The sequence below is a fragment of the Blautia sp. OM07-19 genome, assembly GCF_003481595.1.
GTDB lineage: Bacteria > Bacillota > Clostridia > Lachnospirales > Lachnospiraceae > Blautia_A > Blautia_A intestinihominis.
The window spans coordinates 22,801-47,005 of the sequence record NZ_QULA01000028.1; the positions used below are offsets into that span (position 1 = coordinate 22,801).

A 24,205-nucleotide genomic window follows, 5' to 3' on the forward strand; every position below is an offset into this window, starting at 1 on the left:
CTGATAATACTGCCTGCAAAATGCAATACTTATATGGAAAGGTGGATACAAAAATGAACGAAGTATTTGAAATGGTGGCAGAGGTATTGGAGGAGCTTCGTAGCGAAGCAGGAGAGCGTGAGTATTCCGTTTGTACGAAAGAAGCGAAAAATGCAGCTAAAGAATTAAAAAAGGCAAATCAGGAATATGAGAAGTTGCTGGCAGAGATTTCAGGAGAACAGAGGGAGCTTTTGGAAAAATATATGGATATTGTGGATCATGCCCATTTTCAAGAAGAACAAAGAGCGTATTATCAGGGAATGATAGATACGATACAGATATTTGAAGGATTGGGAATTTTGAAAAAAAGAAATAAAGTAAAAGAACTGCTTATGCATACTGAAAAATAGTTCAAACGGGGTGGAAGGCTTACAGACAAGCTGACCACCCTGTTTTATCCAGAATTATTCAGAAATAATCCAGAAAAAATAGAAATCTTTCTGCTATTCTGTTTCATGGGTTTTATATGTACGAAGATAGGCTTCCACAAGTGCAAGGATGGTGGTTATCTGATCGGGAGTACATTCTGAAAGATAGATCAACAGCCTTTGGTAATCCAGATTATCGTTCAGAGCCGCTGGATAAAAAAATGGATCGGCAGAGATGTGTAAAGCACGAATGAGCTGTCCGAGTTTTTCAAGACTTGGAACATTGCCATGATTTTCAATCTCTTTAATATATCTTGATGAAACACCGGATTTTTCGGATAGCTCATCATAAGTCAGCTTTTGGTCTAATCTGGCTTTCTTCAGGCGAAAACCCATGTCTTTATCAATTTTCTTAGATTTAGCCATATCATACACCTCCATGTATAGTGTATATTTCACTTTAGAGAAAGAAAATGCACTAATAAATCACTATATTAGAGGGGTATCATGCACTTTTAGAAAAGGTAAGAAACTTTGGATATTGCATATAAAAAAACGCAATGTTCAAAGGCTTTTTTTCGTGTTTTTATCCTTTGAACATGTTTGGGAGAGCTATGTATTCTGAACTGTTGAAAGGATTTTTTGGTGCTAATCAAAGCCAATCCTGCGTAATGCGTGGAAAGGCAGATAAATAAGTTGCATTTTAAGTAATGTAAATAGTTATGCAGTTGAGAGTGCATTATACCCACTCGAGACATGTGGGGAAAATTTAATATCAGATATAAACAACGTCCTATGGGTATCGGCCTGTAAGGGCGTTTTTTATATAAAAAAATATTTTTTAAAAACAGTGTCGGGTGTTCGACGCTGGATATATATCCATTCGTGCTATGGAGTGAAAGGGAGATATTTCACTCTGCTTCAGGTGGTTACGGAAGGAGGTGATCTCTTATGAAGAAATCTTCTTCCGAACAGCAGTCAAGAATAAGGAAACAGTTTGACAGTTTCTGCAAAACCCTGTTGAAGAATGAAATGATAGATTATGAGAGAGAAAGAAATTATCGTTTAAAATATGAAATTTCTTTTTCGGAATTAACGCAGAAGGAACTACGACAACTGGAAATCATGGATGATTACATAGTTGAATCAGAAATGTTCCATGTCTTTGATTATGACATAGAAGTAAAAGATGAGTTGATTGGTGAAGCATTAAAGTCTTTGCCGGAAAAGAAGCGAAATGTAATTTTATTATCTTTTTTTCTGGATATGACAGATACAGAAATTGCAAAATATATGAATCTTGTAAGAAGTACCATTCATCATCATCGTACAAGTTCCCTTATAGCTTTAAAAAAGATTATGGAGGAGATCAGGACTGGAAAAAAGAAATAATACAAAGTTACTACCGTATCATATTATTGTGTCGGCAGCGTCCGGAGATGTGGAAGCAATTAACAGGATTTTGAAACATTATGAAGGTTATATTGCAGTGTTATCAACCAGAAAATTATATGATGAATACGGAAATTTACATTATTGTGTGGATGAAACATTGAGACGCAGACTTGAAACAAAATTGATTACTAAAATACTGAAATTTAAGATTGCATAATTTTTATCTGAACGACTCCCTTTCGTAAATTGATATAAAAAGAGCAATCATTGTACCTTGAAAATTTCATATTTATCCTGCAGGACGAATGAAACAGAGGAGCTATACAGTAGATACGCCAGGACTGTCTGCATTATTGCTTTGCGACATCGTGACGCAAAGTGGAAATGGTATCAAAATGATATGGAAGCAAAGGCATGAGCGATAAATATTTGACTGTGATCAGAAAGTGGGATTTTTGTAGCGAAGATACTGTTTTTGTTAATGATACTTCCGGGAAAGCTGCCCGGTCTGAGAAGATGGTGAAATACCAATGAGGCTGTTACCCGACAGCTACTGCAGGATTTTTGAATAAAAGTAGATGAGAAAGAATAGAGAGGGAAAATGAATAGTGCAAAATTGTTGAGATACAGTATGCAGCTGTCAATGTTGAAACAATTACGCTCGTTAAAACTTATAAGTGAAGCAGAGTATCAGCTGGTAGAGAAAAAGTTAAAAAAAGATTATGGTGTTATTTCTAATATTACCGCTTGACTATCGGAGTGTTGCGTTGTAAGATTATATCAACACTACGGTAGGAACACAAAAAGAAAGGGGCGGTGAAATGGAAGTTGAAATCATTAAGGCGAAGGGTGCTGGTGAGGATACTTCTACGGGAAGAAAGATTGATAGATTAAGAGTTGCCGCATATTGTCGTGTTAGTACTGATGATGAAGATCAGATTAAAAGTTATAATTCAATGGTCAGATATTACACGGACTTGATAAAGAGTAATAAGCAATGGGTTTTTGCAGGAGTTTTTGCTGATAAAGCAATTACAGGCACGAAAACAGATAAAAGAGAAGAATTCCAATTACTGATTCAGGAATGCCTTTCTGGTAATATTGATTTAGTGATTGCCAAAAGTATTCCTAGATTTGCACGAAATACATTAGATACATTAAAATATGTAAGAATGTTAAGAGAGAGAAATATAGCGGTATATTTTGAAGTCGAAAAAATTAATACCTTAAAAGATGGAGAATTTTTACTGACTATTTTAAGTTCTGTTGCACAGCAGGAAGTGGAAAATACATCTGCATATGTAAAAAAAGGTTTGAAAATGAAGATGAAACGTGGAGAACTTGTTGGTTTTCAGGGATGCCTTGGATATGATTACGATGTAGTAACAAAGTCGCTGTCTATTAACGAAGAAGGTGCGGAAACGGTCAGATACATATTTGACAGATATGTTGCAGGTGCTGGAAGTACGATGATTGCAAGGGAACTGAATGAACAGGGGATTCCAACTATTAAAGGGAATCCGTGGACTTCTTCCAGTGTAATGGGAATTATTAATAATGAAAAATACAAAGGTGATATTTTATTAGGAAAAACCTTTACCGTAGATCCGATATCAAAAAGAAGGCTGGAAAATCTTGGAGAAGAAGATCGGTTTTATATCAAAAATCATCATGAACCGATTATATCAGAAGAAAAATTTGCAAGAGCTCAGGAGATACGGGAACGCCGTAATGGAGGACGCAAAAAGGGAGTAGCACCTGGAAAACGAGAAAAATTCAGTAGACAATATGCTTTTAGTTGTATGCTTGAATGTGGATTTTGCGGTGCGAATTTATCAAGGAGAAGGTGGCATAGCAGTTCGAAATATACAAAAACTATTTGGCAATGTGTAGAATCAACAAAACATGGTAAAAGGTTTTGTCCAGATAGTAAAGGAATTCCAGAGCAGGTTATAGAAGATGCTTTTATTGAATCTTACCGTATGTTATGTACAGATCATAAAGATGTGTTGGAAGAATTTATTAAGAGAGTCGAGAAAACTTTATCAGAGGACTCGATAGAAGATAAAATTGAAAAACTCAATAGAAGTGTTTATAATATTCAATATAAGAGAAAAAAGTTGCTGGAAAACTATTTAGAGGGTGTTGTGGCTAAAGACATTTATGAGGAAACAGATGTGGGGTATGAAAAGAAATTGTCTGAAGCAAAAACACAGTTAAGTATGTTGGAACAACAATATGACAATGAAGGCAGCTTGCAAAGAAGACTGGCAGATTTTAGAAAAGCATTGTCAAAAAATCAGATTTTAGAAGAATTTGACAGAGGAATATTTGAAAGTATCATCGAAAAAGTTATTGTCGGTGGTTACGATGAAAATGGAGAGAAAGATCCCTATAAAATCATTTTCGTATATAAAACAGGATTCAAAAATGAAATTGGAAACGCAAAAGAACGATTTGGGAAGAAATCAAAAGCAGTAGAAAAAGCGAAAGAAATGTGTTCCCATATCGTAGACGAGGTAAAGGATGTGTGTTCCTATGTTAGTGACAACACACGTCGAGACTGTGTGCCTCTTGAGCAACCGAAAACCAGATACCACGGTAAAACTCAGCGTGGATATGGATGATTATTACCGTATTAAAGATGGTAAAGAGCCTAAATAAAACCGAATAATACACTGAAACAAAGCAAGACAGAAGCTGTTGATGCGTTAGAAGATAACGTGTCAGCGGCTTTTTCTTTTTATCTAAAAATCTATTAGTCAAGTCTGAAAGGAGTCAATTCTATGGCAAAGAAAAATGTAAGAAACATGAAGGTTTGTGGACAGAGCGGTTATAAATATGAGACGGTTCCGGCAATTACATTAAAAGGAAAGTGGCTGGAGGAACTGGGATTTCATCTTGGGGATTATGTGCAGGTGAAATGTGAAAATGGTCAGCTGATTATCACACCGGATGTGAATAAAGCACAGGAGCAGGAAGCAAAAACAGCATTTATGGATGAAGAGATTAAGAAACTGAAAATCAGATACCAGAATGAAAAAGAAGAAATTACTGCAAAATATGTGGCGGAGCAGAGTGCCGGCTGTTATGGAAAGAAAGCATGAGAGGGGGAGTATGTATGGAAAGGATTATTATGTGCGGATCATTTAAAGGGGGAGTTGGCAAGACTGCCAGCTCCTGGAACCTGGCTTATTCACTGGCTGAGATGGGAAAAAGGGTTCTGGCTGTTGATTTTGACAGCCAGGCAAATCTGACAACCTGCTTCGGAATAGAAGATTCTGCGGCTGTGCCGGTGACGATTGGACATCTGATGATGAATCGGCTGGAAGATGAGGAAATGCCGGATCCGTCAGAGTTTATTCAGAGCAGAAATGGTGTGGACTTTATTCCATCATCCATGATGCTTTCAGCAGTGGACAGTAAGCTGCGGATGGAAATGGGTTCAGAGAAGATGCTGGCCGGCATTCTGGAGCCGCTGAGAGGGCTGTATGACTATATTATTGTAGATACCTGTCCATCACTCGGAACATTGACGATTAACGCACTGACGGCGGCTGATGAGGTGATTATTGCCGTCAATCCGCAGCTTCTGGCAATGATGGGATTGCAGGATTTTATCCGGACAGTGAAGAAAGTCAGAAGCAGACTGAATGACCGCCTGCAGATTGCAGGGATCCTGCTGACTATGTGTGATGCCAGAACAAATCTCTGTAAGGTAATCACAGAACAGCTGACGGAAACTTTTGATGGACAGATCCGGATTTTCAAGAGCATCATACCGAATACAGTAAAGGTGGGAGAATCAATTTATTACAGTGAGCCGCTTCTGGAGTATGCACCGGAGAATAAGGCTTGTAAAGCATATCGGAATCTGGCAGAGGAGGTGACTGGGGATGAAAGCTAATGCGCCAAAAAGAAAAGTATTTCAGGACGCACTGGATCTTCTTGCTGAGGATCCGGTGAAGGATACGCCAGTGCCTGTGAACGGGATTGTTTCTATTCCTGTTGAGGAAATCCATCCGTTTCATGATCATCCATTCCGGCTGTATGAGGGAGACCGCCTGGAAGATATGGTACAGAGCATCAAGGATCATGGTGTGCTGAATCCGGTGATCGTGAGGAAGGCTGCAAGGGGTTATGAAATGCTTGCAGGGCATAACAGAACCAATGCGGCAAAGATAGCAGGATTGACAGAAGTGCCGGCGATAGTGAAGACAGATCTGTCTGATGAGGATGCCTACGTATATGTAATCGAGACAAACCTGTTGCAGAGATCTTTTGCGGAACTGCTTCCGTCAGAGAAGGCAGCAGTGCTGGTGGCACGTTACGAGAAGATAAGCAGTCAGGGGAAACGGAATGATATCCGGCAGGAGATTGAGGCTCTGGAAGAAACCTGTGGACACGATGTCCACAAGTCCAGAAAGAGAACCTGTGGACATGATGTCCACAAGTCACAGAAAAGCCGTGATGGGCTTGGTGAGGAATATGGAATGACTGGAAGGAATATTGCCAGATACATGCGGCTGGACCGGCTGATTCCGGAGTTTAAAGATGCTGTGGATAAGGGGACGCTGGCAATGGTAGCTGCTGTGGATCTGTCTTATCTGAATGTGAAGATGCAGAAGCTGATCCAGCAGGTAGCAGAGGCTGAGGGAAAGAAACTGAAACCGAAGCAGGCAGTGGAACTGCGAAAGATGGGAAAGGAGATTACAAAAGAAGGAATTGAGAGTGTGCTGGCGGGTAAAGAACAGAAGAAGCCGCAGAGTGTGTCTGTGAAGCTGCCGGTGGAATTGTATGAGAGGTATTTTGGGCAGATGGATGCCGGAGCAGTGCAGGAGATTATGGAGAAGGCATTGGAAGGGTATTTTGGGAAGGAGGCAGGGGTATCGACCAGACTGCCTGGAACATTATGTACTCCATCAGCTTCGCAATGATCCGGCATTTGTTTCAGAGTTGGATTTTGTTATGACATTAGATGGACATCTGATTGGACAGAATATGTTTATGAAGGCTGTGATTGTAGCCGATGATGGCAGAAGTATTCCCATTATGACTATGGGACCGATCTGTATTGCACCGGAGCTTAAAAGGAAAGGGTATGGAAAGATTTTACTGGATTATTCTTTAGAAAAAGCAAAAGAGCTTGGATGCGGAGCAGTATGCTTTGAAGGAAATATTGATTTTTATGGGAAAAGCGGATTTAAACAGGCAAGTGAATTTGGTATTCGTTACCATGGTCTGGAAGAAAGGGATAATGCTTCATTCTTTTTATGTAAAGAACTGATTTCGGGTTATCTGGATGGCATAACAGGTGAATATGCAACACCAGCAGGTTATCTGGTAAATGAAAAGGAAGCAGAGGCATTTGATAGAGAGCTCCCGTATATGGAGAAGAAAAAACTTCCGGGACAGATTTTTGAATGATGAAAAGCAGGAGGTAAATTTAGATGAAAGCAATGGAAAAAGACTGGTATCAGAAAAATTGGACGCTGGATATTCAGAATATGTCATGGGTAGGAGACACCAACAGACAAGTAGATTTTCTAATCAAGCAGTTACATTTAAAAGGAACGGAAAAAATACTTGATCTTGCATGTGGATTTGGTCGGCACTCACTGGAGTTTGCCAGACGTGGGTATGATGTTACCGGTATTGATATTACACCGGCGTACATAGATTATGCAAACGAGCAGGCAAAAAAAGAAAATTTGAATGCAAAGTTCATTTGTCAGGACATTCGCACGATCACATTTGATAAGGAATTTGATGTTGTGCTGAATATGGCGGATGGAGCAATAGGATATCTTGAAGACGATGGGGAAAATCATAAGATTTTTTCTGTCATTGCGAAAGCATTAAAAAAAGGTGGAAAGCACTTTATGGATATCATGAATGGAAGCTATGCAGAAACACATTTCCCGTGTAAGTTATGGGATGCAGGAGAAAAGGGACTTACATTATCTGCTTTTGAATGGGAGAAGGAAAGAAAAACACTGATATATGGGCAGGTAGACTATATGTATGGAGAAGCATTTTATAAGCCTGAAATAAAAGAAGGAAATCCTATAAGGTTATATAGTTTGCATGAAATCACGGAGATATTCGGTAAACTGGGACTTCGTATTTGTAACAGTTTTGCTGATTTCAGTGGAAAGCCGAGTTCTGATAATGATATTCAATTGATGGTTTATTCCATACGAGAATAAATCTTCATCAAATCTTTATTTTTTCCTGATAGATTATATTTCAGTAAGAAATGAAATATAGAAGGAAGGATGAATGGTAAAGATGAAAATGATGTTGCAGACACAAAATCTATGTAAATATTTTAGAAAACAGAAAGCGGTAAATAATGTTTCACTTAATATAGAAAAGGGACAGATTTATGGACTGCTTGGACCGAATGGTGCTGGTAAATCTACCATATTGAAAATGCTGACCGGTATGATGAAACCAACTGCAGGCAAGATTTACTTTGATGGAAAACTTTTGGATAGGAAAGATTTATCAAAAATAGGAGCGTTAATTGAAAATCCGCCTATTTATGAAAATCTTTCCGCCAGAGAGAATTTGAAGGTAAGACAATTATTGCTTGGTACAGATGAAAACAGAATTGATGAGGTCTTGCAGATTGTATCACTTACAAACACCGGAAAGAAGAAAGCAGGACAGTTTTCTTTGGGAATGAAGCAAAGACTAGGCATTGCAATGGCATTGCTTGGAGAACCGGAACTTTTGATATTGGATGAACCTACGAATGGATTAGATCCAATAGGAATCGAGGAATTACGAGAGCTGATCCGGTCTTTTCCGGAACAGGGAATCACTGTAATTCTCTCCAGTCATATTCTCTCAGAGGTACAGTTACTTGCAGATAAAGTCGGGATTATTTCAGGTGGAATCTTAGGATACGAAGGAGCATTAAAGCAGGGAGATAATCTTGAAGATTTGTTTATGAATGTGGTGAGAAAAAACCAGAAAGCAGGTGAAATCCATGGTTAATATTATAAAAGCAGAACATCAAAAAGCCAAAAGAACCATGCGAAAAAAGTTTATCTGGGGATTTCCTCTTCTTACATTTGTCATGGCATTTATATTTACTCTTGGGATGACAAATGCTTATGCAGAAAGTGTTTGGAACTGGTGGTATACACTTTTGCTGCCGGGGATGATTGCTCTATTTTGTTATCTTTCTGTGGCGCAGGAGAAAAAGATAAAATACTATCATTTAATGACTATTCCCACAGACAGAAGAAAATTGTTGCTGGGGAAAATTATTTATATTGGGTACATGATTTTGTTTTCTAATGTGATTGTGTTTGCAGGAGCAACGCTTGGAGGCTTTCTTCTAACGACACATGTTCCAGTTGGAGGAGCGTTGATTGCAGTATTGTTTCTGACGGTTTCTGAGTTATGGGAGATTCCGGTAGCTTTATTTTTAAGTGAACGATTTGGAATGATTGTAAACCTGTTCGTCTGCCTATTTATTACCGTTAGCGGTGTGGTAATATCACAAACCAGAATCTGGTATGTACTTGTTTCTGCAATCCCTATGCGAATGATGTGTCCGTTGCTTCATGTTTTACCAAATGGACTTGCCGCAGAAGCAGGGAATCCTCTTTTGGATACGGGAGTCATTGTTCCGGGAATGTGTCTCTCAATCATCTGGTTTGTTTTTGTAACGGTTCTGTTTTTGAAATGGTTTGAGAGAAGAGAGGTGAAATAAGATGATTGGAAGATCTCTTAATGCAGACTTGCGAAAGATGAAAGGAACATCTGTGATTCTGGCACACTTACTGATTCCGATTATAACCAGCGTTATATTTTTAATATATTACTTTTTTTCACCATGGAATGAAAATATGAAAGTGATTGCATTTTATCAGGCAATAGGAGCAGGACTTCCGGTACTTATTGGAATTTTTACAGCAAGTGTGATGGAACAGGAACAAAATGCAGGTGATTTTCAAAATCTGTTGTCTTTACCGGATAAACCTGCAGCATTTTTATCGAAACTGTTGATGCTACTGGTTTTGTGTCTGTGCTCTATCCTATTGACAGCAATCATATTCGGAATTGGATTTGGAAGAATCGCATCAAGCGATATCGAAATCATGAAAGGATGCATATTTGCAGCATTGCTGCTGTGGGGAAGCAGTGTTCCACTTTATCTGTGGCAGCTGATTCTGGCTTTTCAGTTTGGAAAAGGGGTATCCATTGGAGCAGGGATTATATCAGGACTAATTAGTGCATTGATGCTTACCGGACTTGGAGATTATGTGTGGAAATATGTATTTGTCTGCTGGACGGGTAGAGTACCATATACTTATCTGCAATCTGTATTGGGAGAAACTAGTGTAGGTGAATGGTTGTCATTCATACCAGGTTGCTTAATATTTACAGGGATTAGTATGGTATACTATTTTTGGTGGGTAAACCACTGGGAAGGAAACAGAATATCGGAATAGAATCGAGGGAAACTATGGCAAAAATACTGGCAGTTGATGATGAACCGGCAATTTTGGAAATGATAGAAAGCATTTTGAATAAGGATGGACATCTGGTTACCAAAGTAAGTAATCCGCTGAAACTTAATATGGAAGAATTACATCGTTATGACCTGATTTTACTTGACATTATGATGCCTGGAATGGACGGCTTTGAATTATGCAAAAGAATCAGGGCACTTGTGGATTGTCCGATTTTGTTTCTTACCGCAAAAACGGAGGAAAAAAGTCTGGTGAACGGACTTTCGTTGGGAGCAGATGATTATATTTCAAAGCCATTTGGAGTGATGGAACTTCGGGCAAGGATTCATGCACATCTTAGAAGAGAGCACAGGGAACATTCTGTCCGGATGGTTTTGGGGAGGGTCTGTATTCAAATATCTCAAAAGAAACTATTGGTTGATGATAAAGAACTTCCTCTTACGAAAGCGGAGTACGAAATTTGTGAATTCCTGGCTAAAAACAGGGGACAGGTTTTCTCGAAAGAACAGATTTTAGAAGAGGTCTTTGGTTTTGACAGTGAGAGTAATGACAGTACCATTATCACGCATATCAAAAATATAAGAGCAAAATTTGCGGATTATGATTATACACCGATAAAAACAGTCTGGGGGATTGGATATAAATGGGAAGAGTAAAGAGAAGCAATGCACTCAGCTGGATTTTTATGAGATATGTACTGGTCATGCTTGGATCATTAGTAGGTTTGGTGATTGTTGCTTGGCTGCTGCTGTACCTTTTGATTAGTGTGGGCTGTATCTATCCGGCGAATTATGCAGAGCAAAAGATTAATGAAGCATATGATACGATTTTACGTGCGGATAAAGTAACTGCTGAGATGATTCCTGCACTTTGTGATTATGTAATCTTTTCAGAGAATGGAGAGAAAATAGGTGGAGATCTGTCAGAACAATACGAACAGATAGCATGGAATGTTGCAAAGTACGGAAACGCATCCGGGAAATATTTTTATAAAGTAATTGTAAGGGAAAATGAATATGTTGTATTGCAATATCGCCTGACACCTCAATATCATTCAGCTTTTTTGAGGGAGCATTTTATAGGACCACAGAATGTGATGAGTATTATGTCAGTGATTGGAGCGGTAGCGATTATCATCATTCCGTCCATACGTTTTGGAAAAAGAATCAAAAAGCAGATGCAGCCTGTATTAGACGCAATCAGACAAATAAAGGATCAAAATCTGGAATATGAGACATCCTGTTCCGGTATCAAAGAGTTTGATGACTGTTTATCGGCAATCGATGATATGCGAGATGCATTGCGAGAATCTTTAGAAAAGCAGTGGAAAACAGAGCAGGAAAAGAAACAACAGATGTCTGCTTTGGCGCATGATATTAAAACACCTCTTACGATTGTACGGGGAAATGCAGAACTACTTTCAGAGACTGAACTGACCACAGAACAGAAGAATAATATCACTTATGTTTTGAACGGCACAACACAGATACAAAGTTATGTAAAACAGTTGATAGATGTCACAAAATCATGGAATTGCAGTGATGTTACCTATACAACGGTGAGGTTAGAAGATTTTTTCGCAGATATAAAGGAACAGGCACTCGGGCTGGCAGAAATCTGCCATCAGAAAATAAACTGGAAGGCACAGCAAAGTGATAAAAAGGTAACGATTGCTTATGATCCAATGTTTCGGGCTGTAATGAATGTGATTCAGAATGCAGTGGAGCATACGAAAGAAAAGGAAATCATCTATATTGGTGCAAAGGAGCAGGATGGTCAGCTGACATTCATTGTGGAAGATAGTGGATCAGGATTTACAAAAGAAGCATTATTGCATGGCACAGAGCAGTTTTTTATGGATGACACAAGTAGAAATGGCGAAGCCCATTATGGGATGGGACTATTTTTTGCAAAAACTGTGGCTGAAAAATATGGTGGAGGTATTAAACTTTCAAATTCTGAAAATACAGGTGGGGCGAGGGTAGAAATATTTTTCCTGAGTAGTCAAGAAACAAGCTAAATAGACTGCAATTAAGCTATGTAAAAGAAATTTTACATGCTTTTATCTAAAAGCCTTTTGATAGACGTTACTACTACGTTTGCTGTAATCTCATGGAAGAAAGGAGGTATACAGAATTATGATAGCTGATAAAATTAAAAATGCTCGTACTATAAAGAAACTTACACAGGAACAGGTTGCTGAAGACCTCAATGTTTCCAGGCAGACTATTTCTAACTGGGAAATGGGAGTCTCTGTTCCAAATATTAATACACTTATTCTAATAAGTGAGAAATTTGATATTCCAGTTGATGAAATGTTAAAGTCAGGAGACGTTGTTGAAAAAATTGATAACAATAAAACTCCTTTCAAAAAAGATAGAAATTATAGTATTGTATTTTTAACTATTGGTATTTTAGGGCTGATTAGTATACCTTTTGAAATGTCTGCTGATGATCATAACTGCACCAGTCATTTTGGTCATAACTGCACCAGTCATTTTGGTGTTGACGCTTTTTGTTTGGCTCTGCACGGGGCTGATCTACATATCCAGTCTGGTGCTTGGTCTACTAAGCACGGTAATTGCTCTGCTTGGCGCGGCTGTGATTATTACCTATTCCCCGCAGAATGGTGTGATTTTGTTGGTTATAGCTTTTTTGATTAGCCCGATGGGATTGCCGCTTGCGGCGATCTGGCTGTTGGGTAAGGTGCAGGATTTGAAATTTGCGATCCAGGATTGGATGTATGGGTAAATGATGTGAATAAATTTGGAATGAAAAGAAGCAGGACAATGGGAGATGAGACCCAGTGCCCTGCTTCTTGGTTATTTGGAATGAACGGTAGTGTATTTCTGGTTTTTGCTTTTGGGTTTGTCTGGAAACATCATTTCAAGTTTACCAGAAGATAATAAAGGCTTGAGGTAATATTTGCTGAAGTGAGAACGGCTGGAAACATTAATATATGCTTGCATTTCATCTCGACTTTTAGGGTCTGCACAAAATTTCAATAGCAAGTTTTGTTTGCTGATCACAGATGTATCATGTGCGGCATCATGTGCTGTATCATGTGCGGAAGCACCGCACATGATGTAGTTTACATTTTTCAAGATGACTCTGAAATCTGTCGCTGTTGAGGAAAATTCAGGCTTATATGCCGCTGTGTATCCAGGCAGCTTTTCAGTTTCACTGACGATTTTGCGTAGGCCACTTCCACGGCGTTCCATGTACTTCATGCGGTGGAACAGGTCAGCAATCACAGGGTTTCGTCGCATGGAACGGATACTGTAAATATCGTATTCCTGAATTGAGCCGCCGCCAAACATACCGCCCGGAGATGTGATTTCCACCCGATCATCAAACATATCAATATGGATTTCGCTGCCAAGCACAATATAATCACGATGGATAAGCGCATTAACAAGAGCCTCTGTCACAGCTCGTTCAGCATAATCCGGTTTGTCTACACGATACTGTGCCTTTTTGACAAAACGGACTTTGGAATTATTGCGAATAAATTCACTGCCGCTGTTCAGTAAATAAATCAAATTTCCCTCGTATTCTTTATCGTCCAGCGCATCATCAAAGATAGAGCCTTTTTCCAAGCCATTCCACCGGGTACAGAACATACGGGAGTTATAAACCGTGTACTGATCGGTCATGAGTTTTCCGGCATTGGTCAGGAGTCCATTTTTATCAGTCAAACCAAAGGAAACATAATCGGATGGCTCAAAGCGGAGACCGGTCCGTTCCAGATAGGTTGCTTCCAAAAGTGTAAAGCTGTAATCCTTTTTTACCGCGTCTGTTGTTAGGGTATCAAAGGACTGATTGGTTCCCTTTAAGATTAGTTCATTCACAATGTAATCAGGGGCAATTACGCTTTCATTTCCAACACGGATATATGCTTCCATCACGCCGTCTGCCTTGTAATAATATGGGGTGCTGCGGCCGGGAGAAACCTCCAGAGCTAATAGATTTTTACCATCTTCCTGTAATGGTTTTAAGATAAACTGAGGTAATGGTGTGATTCGTTCTTTGATTAAGCGGCTGATCGCCTCAGCATCCTTTTGAACATCGGACAAGCCAATAGGTTTCCGGTCATCAGAGATTCCGAAAAACAGAGTTCCGCCGATTCCATTAGAAAAGGAACTGACACTTTTTAACCAGCTTTTGGGTTTCTTTATTTCAAGTGCAACTTTGAAATCACATTCGGTTGCTTCAGCAATGAGCTGTTCTATCATAAAATCCCTCCTTTGAGGTATTGGTAGTTTCTTTATATTATACCCATAAGGAGAGTTTATTTCAACGATAGGCACAAAGAGTTCAGAGAAAATATTTTGAGAGGAGGGCTTTTTATGGCAACTAAAGAATCATGCCGCTTCATGTCGGCAAAGGCCGCACAGAAAGTCGGGCGATCAGTGACATCATCGACTATGTAGCAAATCCACAGAAAACAGATAACGGCAAACTCATTACCAGTTATGCGTGTGACAGCCGGACTGCGGATGCAGAGTTCCTTCTGGCAAAGCGGCTGAAAAGCGCATGGCAGAGATCGCTGTTCTGCGTACTCACATCGTAAATTATGCCAAGACCCGTGAGGTCTATGTGGCATACCGCAAGGCGGGCTACTCTAAGAAATTCCGGGAGGAACACGAGGAAGAAATTCTGCTCCACCAGGCTGCTAAGAATGCCTTTGATGAGATGGGCGTCAAGAAGCTGCCCAAGGTCAAAGAGTTGCAGACGGAGTACGCGAAATTGCTGGAAGAAAAGAAAAAGACCTATGCCGAGTATCGGCATTCCCGTGAGGAAATGCGAGAACTTTTAACGGCAAAGGCCAATGTAGATCGGGTGCTGAAAATGGAGGTAGAACAGGATGTTGAAAAAGAAAAAGACCACGGCCAGCGGTAAGCTGGTCCTGGTCAAAAGCGTTCGCAGAACGCGCAGCCACAGAATGATATTCTGTGTTCAAAGGGGCTTGGGGGCGCTGCCCTCAACAAGCAAGCGGAGAGGAAAATCACAAAGGGATTTTCTTCCCTGCGGGCCTGTGTGTATTAACACAGGCATTGCTTGCCTCTTTTCTCCGAAATTGAAAAGAACCAGTGAGAGAATCGTTAAATTTCACTCACTGGCTCAATTCGTTTCAAATTTTTCGGACAACTCTGTCAGTTCTTTCACCGTTTCCTGGGTGTGATGCAGCAGGGTGTCACGCATTTCTGGCGGACAGCTGGAATAAAGCATTTTCATCTGATTGACACCCTCATCCTCCAGAGAAACATCTGGATTTATAAGTGTATCTAAAGAGATGTGCAGGACCTTTGCCAATGCTCTCAAAATCAAATAGGAAGGATTCATTTTCCCTTTTTCGATATTGGCGATTTGCTTTACAGAAACATGGCTCAGATCAGAAAGTTCCTGTTGTGTCAGTTCTTTATTCTTTCGGGCTTCCCGCATTTTTTGCCCTAAAGCAGTTAAATCATCAATCGGCATAATCGTTCACCTCAATAATATTGTATCGTTCCGGTTTATATGATGGAATGACCTTATTATGCCTGGAAAACTGTACGATTATGCCGATTTTATAAAGCTGCGATTGGTGATAAGCTTGTATTGTTCGAGGCAAAGAACTATAATGTACTCTGTGGAGGTGCGAAATGGACTATATGACATTGAAAGAGGCCGCCGAAAAGTGGGGCGTGACACCTCGTAGGGTAAATTATTATTGTGCTGGTGGGCGTATCCCCGGCGCTGTGAAAATGGCCGGTGTTTGGCTGATCCCTAAAACTGCGGAAAAGCCGATTGATGGCCGGACAAAACAAGGAAAGGAGCAAAAGCATGAGTAATATATTACTTCTTGAAGATGATTTGAGCCTGATTAACGGGCTTTCTTTTGCGTTCAAAAAACAAGGATTTGAATTAGTTGTTGCCAGAACCCTCAAAGAAGCAGATAGTTTGTGGGTGGATGGAAAATATGATTTGCTGGTGCTTGATGTATCCCTGCCGGATGGCACCGGATTTGAATTTTGCAAAAAGGTGCGGCAAGTTTCCAAAGTCCCCATCATTTTTTTGACGGCGGCAGATGAAGAAATGAACATTATCATGGGTTTGGACATTGGTGGAGATGATTATATTACAAAACCGTTTAAGCTGGGAGTGTTAGTATCCAGAGTAAATGCACTGCTTCGTCGGGCAAAAGATTTCAGCTCCGCAGATACACAACTGGAATCCAACGGAATGAAAGTGCTTTTGCTGCAAGGGCAGGCGTTTAAGAATGGAAAGCTATTGGATTTGACTGCCGCAGAATATAAGTTGCTGTGTCTATTTATGAAAAACCCGAACATGGTACTTACCAAAGAACAGATTTTAGATAAGCTATGGGACTGCGATGGGAATTATATTGACAGCAGTACCCTTACCGTATATATGAGGCGGCTGCGTATAAAGATTGAGGATAATCCGAGTGAACCGCAAATGCTCCTGACAGTTCGGGGAATGGGATACAAATGGAATGTGATTGGGTGAGGTGGTCTATGAAAATATTTGCAAACAAAGAAATCAAAAAATTGTTTCTTGCAGTATCCGTTATTTGGGTAGCCTCCCTTCTGTTGACACAAGGGTTCTTATGGTTGTGCTATCAGCGGTTTTCTTTGTTCCTATTGCTTGTTTTCGTATTGTCAGGAGGAGCGATATTGGCGGTGGGTTGTTCTTATTTCAAAAAGCAAAATCAAGTCATGGAACAGGCGGTATCACAGATCAATGCGTATCTTGACGGCAATCACAATGCCCGTATTGAATGTGATGATGAGGGCGAACTATATCGGTTGTTTCATACCGTCAATTCTCTGGCGGCTGTCGTAAATGCTCACGCAGATAACGAACTCCGGGAAAAGGAATTTTTGAAAAATACAATCTCTGATATTTCCCATCAACTGAAAACACCGCTGGCTGCTTTGAATATTTATAATGGTCTGCTTCAAGACGGGGATATGGAATTAAGTGCTGTAAAAGAATTTGCTGATTTATCCGAACAGGAACTTGACCGCATTGAAACGCTGGTGCAAAACTTGCTCAAGATTACAAGATTGGATGCCGGAGCCATTGTCTTGGAAAAGAACGCAGAAAATGTTGCAGATATGATGCGGGATATTGAACTGCATTTTGCATATAGAGCCAGACAGGAAAAGAAAGAAATCATTCTGTCTGGCTCGGATCATCTTTCTCTTTTTTGTGATCGTGATTGGTTGAATGAGGCAATCGACAATATTGTGAAAAATGCGTTTGACCATACAGAAAGTGGTGCAACAATTCGTGTTGCGTGGAAGGAGTTGCCGTCTGGTGTCCAAATTGTGATAACGGATAATGGATGCGGCATCCACCCAGAGGATATACATCACATCTTCAAGCGGTTTTATCGCAGCCGTTTTTCAAAGGATACACAGGGGATCGGGCTTGGCCTGCCGTTGGCAAAAGCGATTATCGAAGCTCATGGGGGCCTAATAGAAGTGGAAAGTGAATTAGGAATTGGAACGAGTTTTATAATGAACTTCCCAATTCCTACAAAATTGTAGGCTGGTTGTAGGGCTACAGTAATATTAGGGTGCTATTCTTTCAATCGTAGACAGGAAATGAAGCTTACCTGTCTACATCGCAAGAACATAAGAAAGAGGTGTTTGCACTATGAATTTATTAGAGGTCAAGAATATTTGTAAGACCTATGGCAGCGGTGAAACTGCTGTAAAAGCGCTTAGGAATGTTAGCTTTTCTGTTCCTAAGGGAGAATATGTGGCAATCGTCGGAGAATCTGGTTCGGGTAAAAGCACACTGCTGAATATGATCGGTGCGCTGGATATGCCAACTTCGGGAAAGGTGCTGATTGATGGTAAGGACATTTTTTCCATGAATGACCGAAAACTGACGGTATTTCGCCGCAGGAATATCGGCTTTATCTTTCAGGCGTTTAACCTTATCCCGGAGTTGACGGTGGAACAAAATATGATTTTTCCGCTGTTGCTGGATTATCAAAGGCCGGACAAGAGATATTTGGAGGAACTGCTGACGGTTTTGAATTTGAAAGATCGTCGTAATCATTTACCCAGTCAGCTTTCCGGCGGTCAACAGCAGAGAGTGGCGATTGGCCGCGCATTGATTACCCGTCCTTCTCTGATTCTGGCAGACGAGCCAACAGGAAATTTGGACTCACAAAACAGCAGTGAGGTCATAGCATTGCTCAAAGAAACATCGAAAAAATACGAGCAGACCATCATTATGATTACCCACAACCGCAGTATTGCGCAAACGGCAGACCGGGTATTACAGGTATCGGATGGCACTTTGACTGATTTTGGGAGGTGCCGTGAATGAAAAGCTATCTTAGTCTCATTCCCATCTCCGCAAAGGTGCGCAAGCGGCAAAATCGTATGACTGTCTTGTGTATTATCATTTCGGTGTTTCTTGTCACAGCTATTTTCAGTGTTGCTGACATGATGATACGAACAGAAAGCGATTTTATGATAAGTAACCATGGAAACTGGCACATTGCAATAAAAAATATTTCACAGAACAATGCGGATGAAATCAGTAATCGTTCAGATGTTACAGCAGTTGGTGTAGCTTCTCAATTTAATTTTGAAGGAGAACAACCGTACCGAGTCAACGAAAAACGAACTGTTTTGTATGGCACCAATGAAGTCTATATTACTCAGATTTCAAATGGAATTGTAGAAGGAACATTTCCGGCAAATGATGAGGAAGTTATGCTTACACCTAATTCTGTAACTGCTTTAGGAGTACAGCTTGGGGATAGTGTAACCTTACATACCCCTGCTGGAGATCGGACATTTACAATCTCTGGCTTTGGCACAGATGATGAAAGCTATTATAACAATCAGACTTATTTGATAGGCTCTTATCTGACACAAAGTGCATTTACTTCTGTTATGGCACAAAACGGAGTAATAAACAATGAGTTGACTTATTATGTGCAGTTTGAAAGTGCAGCGAAAGCGGCAAATGCAATAACAGAACTACAGACACAGTACCAATTATCCGATGGGAGCATTTCTGAAAATACCGGCGTCATGGGCATGGCTGGGCAAAGCAACAATACAGCGATGCAGAGTATGTACGGATTGGCAGCAATTCTATTTGTTTTAGTGTTGTTGGCAGGAATATTGATGATTTCTGGCAGTATGAATAGCATCATTGCGCAACGAACTCAATTTTTTGGAATGTTGCGTTGCATTGGTGCAAGTCGTCAACAAATTATCCGCTTTGTCCGTTTGGAGGCATTGAACTGGTGTAAAACCGCGGTACCTATTGGAGTGGTTTTTGGAACAATAATTAGTTGGATTATTTGTGCCACACTTCATTATGGAATTGGTGGAGAATTTTCTACAACGCCAGTCTTTCAGATCAGCCCTGTTGGACTTATCAGTGGCGTAGTTGTTGGAGTGGTAACAGTATTTTTAGCAGCACAATCCCCAGCAAAGCGGGCTGCTAAAGTTTCACCCATATCTGCGGTTTCTGGCAATGTAGCTAATAAATCTTCTGTTAAACACGCTATCAAGTTTAGCTTAGGAAAAATTGATAATTCACTTGGCATACATCATGCGGTTGAAAAAAAGAAAAACTGGTTTCTGATGACGGCTTCATTTGCACTAACTATTATGCTGGTTTTTTCTTTTTCTGTAATTTTAGATTTTGCAAAGCAACTTGTTCCATCGTTGAGTGTCACATCAGCCGATATAGCATTATCCAGTTATGCAAACAAAATGGATATTGAGCGCAGCCTGGTCGATGAAATCAAAAAAATAGATGGGGTTGCAAATGCTTATGGAAGTAGCTATGTAGAAAACATTCCTGCAACATCTTCAAGAGCAGGAATAGACCATATCAATATTGTTTCTTATGATGATACACTTCTGGATTACTCAAAAGGTAGTATTGCTCAGGGATCATTAGATACAGTTTACGGGAACAGTAACAAAGTGGCAACCGTATTTAATAGAAACAATTCCTTGCACATCGGTGATACCATCCAGTTTGCAGGCGAAGAAGTTGAGATTACTTGCACTCTATCACAAGGGTTATTCGGAGATGATTTGATTATTATTTGCTCACAGGAAACATTTGACCGTATCATGGGCGGTACAAAGTATGGGCTTATTGGAATTCAGTTAGATTCAAACGCTACTGAAGAAACAATAGCAGAAATTAGAAGTCTTGAAAACGATGATATTATCATTACAGATCAGCGTGAAGGCAATAAACAAAATAATGCTACATATTGGGCTGCACGAATTGTTTGTTATGGCTTCTTAGCTATTATCGGAGTTATTTCGTTGTTTAATATCGTCAATAGTATCTCTATGAGTGTATCTGCACGAATTAAGCAGTATGGTGCAATGCGAGCTGTTGGTATGGATAATAGGCAGCTTAAACGAATGATTTCTGCGGAGGCGTACACCTATGCAATTTCTGGTTTGATAGTTGGATGTGGCATTGGACTCCCGCTTAGTCGATTTTTATATAATCGTCTAATTACACATTATTTTGGAATTGAGTGGAGATTTCCTATCCTGTGGTTTGGAATTGTCGTTGCCTTTATCTTCATATCTGCTATTGTGTCCGTTTATGCTCCTGCAAAGAGAATTCGCAATATGTCGATTACTGCAACCATCAATGAATTATAGTTTCATATGTTAATCTGCCGGACGACGGCAAAAGAAAAAAAGCCGTCGTACAGCAGACATATTTTCACGCGCCTTATGAAACGGCGGCTTTGATTTTCAGAGCCGCCGTTTCTTTGCGTTTACACAATCCCATGACGACTTGCAGGGACACGGTAGCCGATTGGAGGTTATTTTGCCGTGTCTCGTTTGCTTTTTCAAAGTTCACATGATCTACATCAGTTAAAAAAAGCATTGCTCCTCCTCCGGGCAAGTATAACATTGCATCGGCATTATTGTTCCATGTAATTCAGTACAATAGTGGCTGTTTTTGGCGCGCCAGTTTTCCATCACGGAAATCTGGCGTTTTTTGTTGCCGTTTTTTCGGAGATGATCCGGTTGTCTGCCGGTGTCGGTCTCCGCCTCCATTCTATTCACCCGTCAATCACCCGTGAATCGAAATGGAGGTACATAATGAAGAAAATTAACCTTCGGGAACTTTATCCTGATGTTTATACAACAGACTTTTTTGTAAATGTGACCGAGGAAGTGTTGGATGTTATCCAGACAGCCCAGCGGCTGGAAGCGGCTTATGAGCGCCGTATGTACCGACACAAGGCCCACTATTCCCTGGACTGCGGAAATGGTATTGAGAAAGCCGCTGTGTTCCGCACGGCAACCCCGGAGGACATCTTTGAGGAAAAACAGTTCCAGGAGCAGGTCTATGCTACTGTGATGAAGCTGCCGGAGAAACAGGCAAAGCGAATTTATGCCCGATACTATCTGGGAATGACGGTAAATGAAATTGCCGAAGTAGAAGGTGTAGACCCAAGCCGTGTCCGAGACAGTATCCGCCGTGGATTAAAGCAGCTTGTAAAATATTTTTGATAAAATTTCATTTGATGCACCTGTTTTTTGCCTTTTTTGTCAGTGTTAATAAGAAGGACAAGTTTTCCTCCTTCATCAGTACATTGACAATCGAATAGACAGTATAACAGGTACATAACCCATGTACGAGCGAATATGAAACGCCGCGAAGATGGAGCAGTCAGGGAGGTGATGAAAAGACTTCTTCGGAGCGATCTACGATTTCATAAAACGGATTGTGGCAGATTCGGCGCGATGACTGCATGGGGGCTTAAAGATACTTCCTCACGGCCCGCCAAAGACTTGGGGGGAACCCTGCGGCACACGATACGAACGGTGCTGCGGAGTTATGACAGCCGCGCCAGCGGAGACCTGTTGTGTTCCCATCGTCAGGGGGCGTGGCAAATGTGATGAAAGCTGAGTTATATAAATAGGAATAGGAAGCGTTTGCAGCTTCCTGTTCAAAATCAGATACCATGCGCTGGCAGTTTCGGCTGCCAGCGTATTCATGTGGCTTTGAACAAACACGATGACAAACTTGACAGATTGGAGGAAATATGCTTTATGGAAAAACTTATTACACGAAAAGAAGCAGCAGAAATTTTAGGTATCAGCATTGCAACGCTGGACGCGGCCCGTAACAATGGTCTTATTTCTTATGTGCAATATGTGCAGAATGGCTGTGTGTACTTTACTTCAGCGGGCCTTCAGGAGTATATCGCAAAATGCACCCACAGAGCAAAGCCAGCAGAAAAGAACGCAACTTATCGTAAACCTCGCAGAGCTGGAGTGTGAGCCGGTCCGTATCCTTGTCGAAATCATAATGGTCTGATAAAACATAGATACAGCGCTGGTTTAATACAGGATATGCTTTCTTTGATTTCATTGACTACCTTTATAATTTTAACATAATATATAGCAAGAATTCTCCTTCCTCTACAGGTGGGAGATGAATTGCAAAAAATAAAAAGAACGCTTGTTTGGTAGCGAGATCCATGGTATAATAGAATCAGTCGATAAGATAATTATTCAAAAAAAGGACTGGTTTTATGAAAAATATGGATCATAATGCACATTCAGTGTACTTGATGTATTATCACCTGATTATGGTGGTGAAATATCGAAGAAAAGTTATCAATGATCCGATTTCAGAAAGAGCAAAGGAAATATGGGGATATATTGCCCCACGGTATGGAATTGTTTTGGAGGAATGGAATCATGATATTGACCATGTGCATGTAATGTTTCGTGCACAGCCTAAAACAGAACTCAGCAAATTTATCAATGCTTATAAAAGTGCCAGCAGCAGGCTGCTGAAAAAAGAGTATCCGGAAATCCGGGAAAAACTTTGGAAAGAAGCGTTCTGGAGTCAGAGTTTCTGTCTTTTGACGGCAGGAGGGGCACCAGTAGAAGTGATCCGTCAATACATCGAAACCCAGGGAGAGAAAAAGAATTGAACATAGCATATCGTTTCCGGATTTATCCAACAGAAGAACAGAAGATACTCCTTGAAGATGTTAAAGAATACACCAGCCATGTATAAAAAGGTGTATCCATTTCTGAAAGAAGTTGATTCGCTGGCGCTGGCAAATGTTCAGCTCCATCTGGAAAAAGCATATAAGAATTTTTTTCGTGATCCTAAGGTTGGATTTCCACGTTTCAAGTCAAAACATCACTCCAAAAACAGCTATACAACAAATGTAGTCAACGGAAATATTCTGGTAGAAAATAACCGGATCCGGCTTCCGAAATTAAAATGGATCTCCATGAAAAAACACAGGGAGCCTGCAGAAAACTGCCGTCTGAAATCAGTGACAGTCAGTATGGAGCCGTCCGGAAAGTATTTTGCAAGTCTGCTGTATGAAGGATACAGCTGCGAAAACCAAGCAGCAGATAAGGATTACAGTAGTGCTAAAATACTTGGGATTGATTATGCGATGCAGGGGATGGCTGTGTTTTCAGAAGAGATTGAGATGGAAGAAGCAGGATTCTTCAGAAAAAATGAAAAAAGGCTGGCAAGGGAGCAGCGTAAACTGTCGAGATGTGTAAAAGGAAGCCGTAATTATGTGCGACAGAAAAAGAAAGTTGCCAGGTGCCATGAAAAAATACGCAGCCAGAGAAGAGATTATCTGCATAAACTGAGCCGCAGGATCACAGACCAGTACGATATAGTTGCGGTGGAAGATATTGATATGAAAGCGATGAGCCAGTGCCTGCATTTTGGGAAAAGTATACAGGATAATGGATACGGGATGTTCCGGAATATGCTGGATTATAAGCTTGCCTGGAAGGGAAAAGAATTAGTAAAGGTAGACCGCTTTTTCCCGTCAAGCAAAAAATGCAGTAAATGCGGAAAGATAAAAAAAGAGCTGAAATTATCCGAAAG

General features: G+C 40.4%; 31 protein-coding genes and 2 pseudogenes. 29 read left to right on the plus strand and 4 right to left on the minus strand.

All coding sequences use genetic code 11. From position 1 onward, the window contains the following. The first annotated feature begins 53 nt into the window (after positions 1-53). Positions 54-389, plus strand: a complete 336-nt coding sequence (locus tag DXC01_RS15505; protein WP_002594764.1) for a hypothetical protein — start codon at positions 54-56, stop codon at positions 387-389. 93 nt (positions 390-482) lie between these two features. On the opposite strand, the gene DXC01_RS15510 is transcribed toward DXC01_RS15505, so the two are convergent. Next, positions 483-833 carry a helix-turn-helix domain-containing protein gene (locus DXC01_RS15510; RefSeq protein WP_002594763.1) on the minus strand — a complete coding sequence of 117 codons (351 nt, stop codon included), beginning with the start codon at positions 831-833 and terminating at the stop codon, positions 483-485. 525 nt (positions 834-1,358) lie between these two features. Between DXC01_RS15510 and DXC01_RS15515 the strand changes: the two genes are divergently transcribed. The 16 genes and pseudogenes from DXC01_RS15515 to DXC01_RS20695 all read left to right on the plus strand — a co-directional run bounded on the left by DXC01_RS15515 (position 1,359) and on the right by DXC01_RS20695 (position 13,045). Beyond that, complete coding sequence (locus DXC01_RS15515; protein ID WP_002594762.1) at positions 1,359-1,799, plus strand: sigma factor-like helix-turn-helix DNA-binding protein; 441 nt, start codon at positions 1,359-1,361, stop codon at positions 1,797-1,799. Next, a complete protein-coding gene (locus DXC01_RS15520) occupies positions 1,783-2,019 on the plus strand; it encodes a helix-turn-helix domain-containing protein (protein WP_038292684.1) in 237 nt (78 codons plus the stop codon). The genes DXC01_RS15515 and DXC01_RS15520 overlap by 17 nt, the downstream gene beginning before the upstream one ends. A gap of 384 nt (positions 2,020-2,403) precedes the next feature. Next, positions 2,404-2,553 (plus strand): SHOCT domain-containing protein, encoded by a 150-nt coding sequence (locus DXC01_RS20685; RefSeq protein ID WP_004613393.1) that lies wholly within the window; start codon positions 2,404-2,406, stop codon positions 2,551-2,553. A gap of 70 nt (positions 2,554-2,623) precedes the next feature. Further along, positions 2,624-4,429 (plus strand): recombinase family protein, encoded by a 1,806-nt coding sequence (locus DXC01_RS15530; protein ID WP_118699253.1) that lies wholly within the window; start codon positions 2,624-2,626, stop codon positions 4,427-4,429. A gap of 159 nt (positions 4,430-4,588) precedes the next feature. Further along, positions 4,589-4,909 carry a SymE family type I addiction module toxin gene (locus DXC01_RS15535; RefSeq protein WP_118688389.1) on the plus strand — a complete coding sequence of 107 codons (321 nt, stop codon included), beginning with the start codon at positions 4,589-4,591 and terminating at the stop codon, positions 4,907-4,909. 14 nt (positions 4,910-4,923) lie between these two features. Next, complete coding sequence (locus tag DXC01_RS15540; protein WP_118699254.1) at positions 4,924-5,709, plus strand: ParA family protein; 786 nt, start codon at positions 4,924-4,926, stop codon at positions 5,707-5,709. After that, positions 5,699-6,739, plus strand: coding sequence for a ParB N-terminal domain-containing protein (locus tag DXC01_RS15545; protein ID WP_227222905.1), 1,041 nt, complete (start codon positions 5,699-5,701; stop codon positions 6,737-6,739). Before DXC01_RS15540 ends, DXC01_RS15545 begins: the two co-directional genes overlap by 11 nt. After that, positions 6,672-7,229, plus strand: coding sequence for a GNAT family N-acetyltransferase (locus tag DXC01_RS15550; RefSeq protein WP_227222904.1), 558 nt, complete (start codon positions 6,672-6,674; stop codon positions 7,227-7,229). Before DXC01_RS15545 ends, DXC01_RS15550 begins: the two co-directional genes overlap by 68 nt. Positions 7,230-7,252: 23 nt before the next feature. After that, positions 7,253-8,011: a class I SAM-dependent methyltransferase gene (locus DXC01_RS15555; RefSeq protein WP_243111635.1), complete on the plus strand. Its 759-nt coding sequence runs from the start codon at positions 7,253-7,255 to the stop codon at positions 8,009-8,011. An 82-nt stretch (positions 8,012-8,093) separates the two neighbouring features. Next, on the plus strand, positions 8,094-8,807 hold the full coding sequence (locus DXC01_RS15560) for a lantibiotic protection ABC transporter ATP-binding protein (RefSeq protein WP_118699269.1): 714 nt from the start codon (positions 8,094-8,096) through the stop codon (positions 8,805-8,807). Beyond that, positions 8,800-9,531: a lantibiotic immunity ABC transporter MutE/EpiE family permease subunit gene (locus DXC01_RS15565; protein WP_004853398.1), complete on the plus strand. Its 732-nt coding sequence runs from the start codon at positions 8,800-8,802 to the stop codon at positions 9,529-9,531. Before DXC01_RS15560 ends, DXC01_RS15565 begins: the two co-directional genes overlap by 8 nt. Position 9,532: 1 nt before the next feature. Further along, on the plus strand, positions 9,533-10,273 hold the full coding sequence (locus DXC01_RS15570; protein ID WP_005330844.1) for a lantibiotic immunity ABC transporter MutG family permease subunit: 741 nt from the start codon (positions 9,533-9,535) through the stop codon (positions 10,271-10,273). A gap of 14 nt (positions 10,274-10,287) precedes the next feature. Next, positions 10,288-10,950, plus strand: coding sequence for a response regulator transcription factor (locus DXC01_RS15575; protein ID WP_072521435.1), 663 nt, complete (start codon positions 10,288-10,290; stop codon positions 10,948-10,950). After that, positions 10,938-12,314, plus strand: coding sequence for a sensor histidine kinase (locus DXC01_RS15580; RefSeq protein ID WP_118699256.1), 1,377 nt, complete (start codon positions 10,938-10,940; stop codon positions 12,312-12,314). Before DXC01_RS15575 ends, DXC01_RS15580 begins: the two co-directional genes overlap by 13 nt. Positions 12,315-12,432: 118 nt before the next feature. Further along, positions 12,433-12,603, plus strand: a pseudogene (locus tag DXC01_RS20690) (helix-turn-helix transcriptional regulator); the annotation flags it as partial. Between the two features lie 142 nt (positions 12,604-12,745). Then, entirely contained in the window at positions 12,746-13,045 is a 300-nt protein-coding gene (locus DXC01_RS20695) for a CD1845 family protein (protein WP_227222901.1), read from the plus strand. Between the two features lie 71 nt (positions 13,046-13,116). Here DXC01_RS20695 and DXC01_RS15590 read toward each other — a convergent pair whose 3' ends face one another. Next, positions 13,117-14,529, minus strand: a complete 1,413-nt coding sequence (locus DXC01_RS15590; RefSeq protein ID WP_118699258.1) for an ATP-binding protein — start codon at positions 14,527-14,529, stop codon at positions 13,117-13,119. Between the two features lie 131 nt (positions 14,530-14,660). Here DXC01_RS15590 and DXC01_RS15595 point away from each other — a divergent pair, with 131 nt between their 5' ends. Together DXC01_RS15595 and DXC01_RS15600 are read left to right on the plus strand one after the other, a co-directional pair. Continuing rightward, the gene (locus DXC01_RS15595; RefSeq protein WP_118699259.1) at positions 14,661-14,867 is read left to right on the plus strand and encodes a hypothetical protein; all 207 of its coding nucleotides are present in this window, start codon (positions 14,661-14,663) and stop codon (positions 14,865-14,867) included. Further along, positions 14,813-15,196: pseudogene (locus tag DXC01_RS15600) on the plus strand (relaxase/mobilization nuclease domain-containing protein); the annotation flags it as partial. The gene DXC01_RS15595 and the pseudogene DXC01_RS15600, both read left to right, overlap by 55 nt. Before the next feature lie 222 nt (positions 15,197-15,418). Here DXC01_RS15600 and DXC01_RS15610 read toward each other — a convergent pair. After that, positions 15,419-15,775, minus strand: a complete 357-nt coding sequence (locus tag DXC01_RS15610) for a helix-turn-helix domain-containing protein (protein WP_005337966.1) — start codon at positions 15,773-15,775, stop codon at positions 15,419-15,421. A 164-nt stretch (positions 15,776-15,939) separates the two neighbouring features. Here DXC01_RS15610 and DXC01_RS15615 point away from each other — a divergent pair, with 164 nt between their 5' ends. The 5 genes from DXC01_RS15615 (at position 15,940) to DXC01_RS15635 (ending at position 20,976) form a co-directional block, all read left to right on the plus strand. Next, positions 15,940-16,128, plus strand: coding sequence for a helix-turn-helix domain-containing protein (locus DXC01_RS15615; RefSeq protein WP_055066052.1), 189 nt, complete (start codon positions 15,940-15,942; stop codon positions 16,126-16,128). Continuing rightward, on the plus strand, positions 16,121-16,807 hold the full coding sequence (locus DXC01_RS15620; RefSeq protein WP_118254091.1) for a response regulator transcription factor: 687 nt from the start codon (positions 16,121-16,123) through the stop codon (positions 16,805-16,807). Before DXC01_RS15615 ends, DXC01_RS15620 begins: the two co-directional genes overlap by 8 nt. 8 nt (positions 16,808-16,815) lie before the next feature. Next, positions 16,816-17,853 (plus strand): sensor histidine kinase, encoded by a 1,038-nt coding sequence (locus DXC01_RS15625; RefSeq protein WP_118699261.1) that lies wholly within the window; start codon positions 16,816-16,818, stop codon positions 17,851-17,853. 109 nt (positions 17,854-17,962) lie between these two features. Further along, positions 17,963-18,646, plus strand: a complete 684-nt coding sequence (locus DXC01_RS15630; RefSeq protein ID WP_118699262.1) for an ABC transporter ATP-binding protein — start codon at positions 17,963-17,965, stop codon at positions 18,644-18,646. Then, on the plus strand, positions 18,643-20,976 hold the full coding sequence (locus tag DXC01_RS15635) for an ABC transporter permease (RefSeq protein WP_118699263.1): 2,334 nt from the start codon (positions 18,643-18,645) through the stop codon (positions 20,974-20,976). The genes DXC01_RS15630 and DXC01_RS15635 overlap by 4 nt, the downstream gene beginning before the upstream one ends. A gap of 73 nt (positions 20,977-21,049) precedes the next feature. On the opposite strand, the gene DXC01_RS20370 is transcribed toward DXC01_RS15635, so the two are convergent. Beyond that, on the minus strand, positions 21,050-21,208 hold the full coding sequence (locus DXC01_RS20370) for a hypothetical protein (RefSeq protein ID WP_199705026.1): 159 nt from the start codon (positions 21,206-21,208) through the stop codon (positions 21,050-21,052). A gap of 218 nt (positions 21,209-21,426) precedes the next feature. On the opposite strand from DXC01_RS20370, the gene DXC01_RS15645 reads away from it, so the two are divergent. The 5 genes from DXC01_RS15645 to DXC01_RS15670 form a co-directional block, all read left to right on the plus strand. Further along, positions 21,427-21,840 (plus strand): sigma-70 family RNA polymerase sigma factor, encoded by a 414-nt coding sequence (locus DXC01_RS15645; protein WP_118254082.1) that lies wholly within the window; start codon positions 21,427-21,429, stop codon positions 21,838-21,840. Positions 21,841-22,383: 543 nt separating this feature from the next. Next, positions 22,384-22,614 (plus strand): helix-turn-helix domain-containing protein, encoded by a 231-nt coding sequence (locus tag DXC01_RS15655; protein WP_008728422.1) that lies wholly within the window; start codon positions 22,384-22,386, stop codon positions 22,612-22,614. Positions 22,615-22,868: 254 nt separating this feature from the next. Then, positions 22,869-23,276, plus strand: a complete 408-nt coding sequence (tnpA, locus tag DXC01_RS15660) for an IS200/IS605 family transposase (protein ID WP_118699265.1) — start codon at positions 22,869-22,871, stop codon at positions 23,274-23,276. Then, complete coding sequence (locus DXC01_RS21510) at positions 23,273-23,362, plus strand: helix-turn-helix domain-containing protein (RefSeq protein WP_158583638.1); 90 nt, start codon at positions 23,273-23,275, stop codon at positions 23,360-23,362. The genes tnpA and DXC01_RS21510 overlap by 4 nt, the downstream gene beginning before the upstream one ends. Next, positions 23,334-24,205 (plus strand): RNA-guided endonuclease TnpB family protein (locus tag DXC01_RS15670; protein ID WP_147399637.1); only part of this gene is annotated, 872 nt, incomplete at its 3' end. The genes DXC01_RS21510 and DXC01_RS15670, both read left to right, overlap by 29 nt.

Bases quoted from the DNA above. Each gene is read 5' to 3' on its own strand.
- tnpA (WP_118699265.1), top strand. From the start codon at position 22,869: ATGAAAAATATGGATCATAATGCACATTCAGTGTACTTGATGTATTAT.
- DXC01_RS15510 (WP_002594763.1), bottom strand. From the start codon at position 833: ATGGCTAAATCTAAGAAAATTGATAAAGACATGGGTTTTCGCCTGAAG.
- DXC01_RS15635 (WP_118699263.1), top strand. From the start codon at position 18,643: ATGAAAAGCTATCTTAGTCTCATTCCCATCTCCGCAAAGGTGCGCAAG.
- DXC01_RS15570 (WP_005330844.1), top strand. From the start codon at position 9,533: ATGATTGGAAGATCTCTTAATGCAGACTTGCGAAAGATGAAAGGAACA.
- DXC01_RS15580 (WP_118699256.1), top strand. From the start codon at position 10,938: ATGGGAAGAGTAAAGAGAAGCAATGCACTCAGCTGGATTTTTATGAGA.
- DXC01_RS15565 (WP_004853398.1), top strand. From the start codon at position 8,800: ATGGTTAATATTATAAAAGCAGAACATCAAAAAGCCAAAAGAACCATG.
- DXC01_RS20370 (WP_199705026.1), bottom strand. From the start codon at position 21,208: ATGCTTTTTTTAACTGATGTAGATCATGTGAACTTTGAAAAAGCAAAC.
- DXC01_RS15610 (WP_005337966.1), bottom strand. From the start codon at position 15,775: ATGCCGATTGATGATTTAACTGCTTTAGGGCAAAAAATGCGGGAAGCC.
- DXC01_RS20695 (WP_227222901.1), top strand. From the start codon at position 12,746: ATGATCATAACTGCACCAGTCATTTTGGTCATAACTGCACCAGTCATT.
- DXC01_RS15615 (WP_055066052.1), top strand. From the start codon at position 15,940: ATGGACTATATGACATTGAAAGAGGCCGCCGAAAAGTGGGGCGTGACA.
- DXC01_RS15620 (WP_118254091.1), top strand. From the start codon at position 16,121: ATGAGTAATATATTACTTCTTGAAGATGATTTGAGCCTGATTAACGGG.
- DXC01_RS15560 (WP_118699269.1), top strand. From the start codon at position 8,094: ATGAAAATGATGTTGCAGACACAAAATCTATGTAAATATTTTAGAAAA.
- DXC01_RS15555 (WP_243111635.1), top strand. From the start codon at position 7,253: ATGAAAGCAATGGAAAAAGACTGGTATCAGAAAAATTGGACGCTGGAT.
- DXC01_RS15645 (WP_118254082.1), top strand. From the start codon at position 21,427: ATGAAGAAAATTAACCTTCGGGAACTTTATCCTGATGTTTATACAACA.
- DXC01_RS15505 (WP_002594764.1), top strand. From the start codon at position 54: ATGAACGAAGTATTTGAAATGGTGGCAGAGGTATTGGAGGAGCTTCGT.
- DXC01_RS15540 (WP_118699254.1), top strand. From the start codon at position 4,924: ATGGAAAGGATTATTATGTGCGGATCATTTAAAGGGGGAGTTGGCAAG.
- DXC01_RS20685 (WP_004613393.1), top strand. From the start codon at position 2,404: ATGAATAGTGCAAAATTGTTGAGATACAGTATGCAGCTGTCAATGTTG.
- DXC01_RS15630 (WP_118699262.1), top strand. From the start codon at position 17,963: ATGAATTTATTAGAGGTCAAGAATATTTGTAAGACCTATGGCAGCGGT.
- DXC01_RS15575 (WP_072521435.1), top strand. From the start codon at position 10,288: ATGGCAAAAATACTGGCAGTTGATGATGAACCGGCAATTTTGGAAATG.
- DXC01_RS15545 (WP_227222905.1), top strand. From the start codon at position 5,699: ATGAAAGCTAATGCGCCAAAAAGAAAAGTATTTCAGGACGCACTGGAT.
- DXC01_RS15625 (WP_118699261.1), top strand. From the start codon at position 16,816: ATGAAAATATTTGCAAACAAAGAAATCAAAAAATTGTTTCTTGCAGTA.
- DXC01_RS15655 (WP_008728422.1), top strand. From the start codon at position 22,384: ATGGAAAAACTTATTACACGAAAAGAAGCAGCAGAAATTTTAGGTATC.
- DXC01_RS15535 (WP_118688389.1), top strand. From the start codon at position 4,589: ATGGCAAAGAAAAATGTAAGAAACATGAAGGTTTGTGGACAGAGCGGT.
- DXC01_RS15530 (WP_118699253.1), top strand. From the start codon at position 2,624: ATGGAAGTTGAAATCATTAAGGCGAAGGGTGCTGGTGAGGATACTTCT.
- DXC01_RS15595 (WP_118699259.1), top strand. From the start codon at position 14,661: ATGCCGCTTCATGTCGGCAAAGGCCGCACAGAAAGTCGGGCGATCAGT.
- DXC01_RS15590 (WP_118699258.1), bottom strand. From the start codon at position 14,529: ATGATAGAACAGCTCATTGCTGAAGCAACCGAATGTGATTTCAAAGTT.
- DXC01_RS15515 (WP_002594762.1), top strand. From the start codon at position 1,359: ATGAAGAAATCTTCTTCCGAACAGCAGTCAAGAATAAGGAAACAGTTT.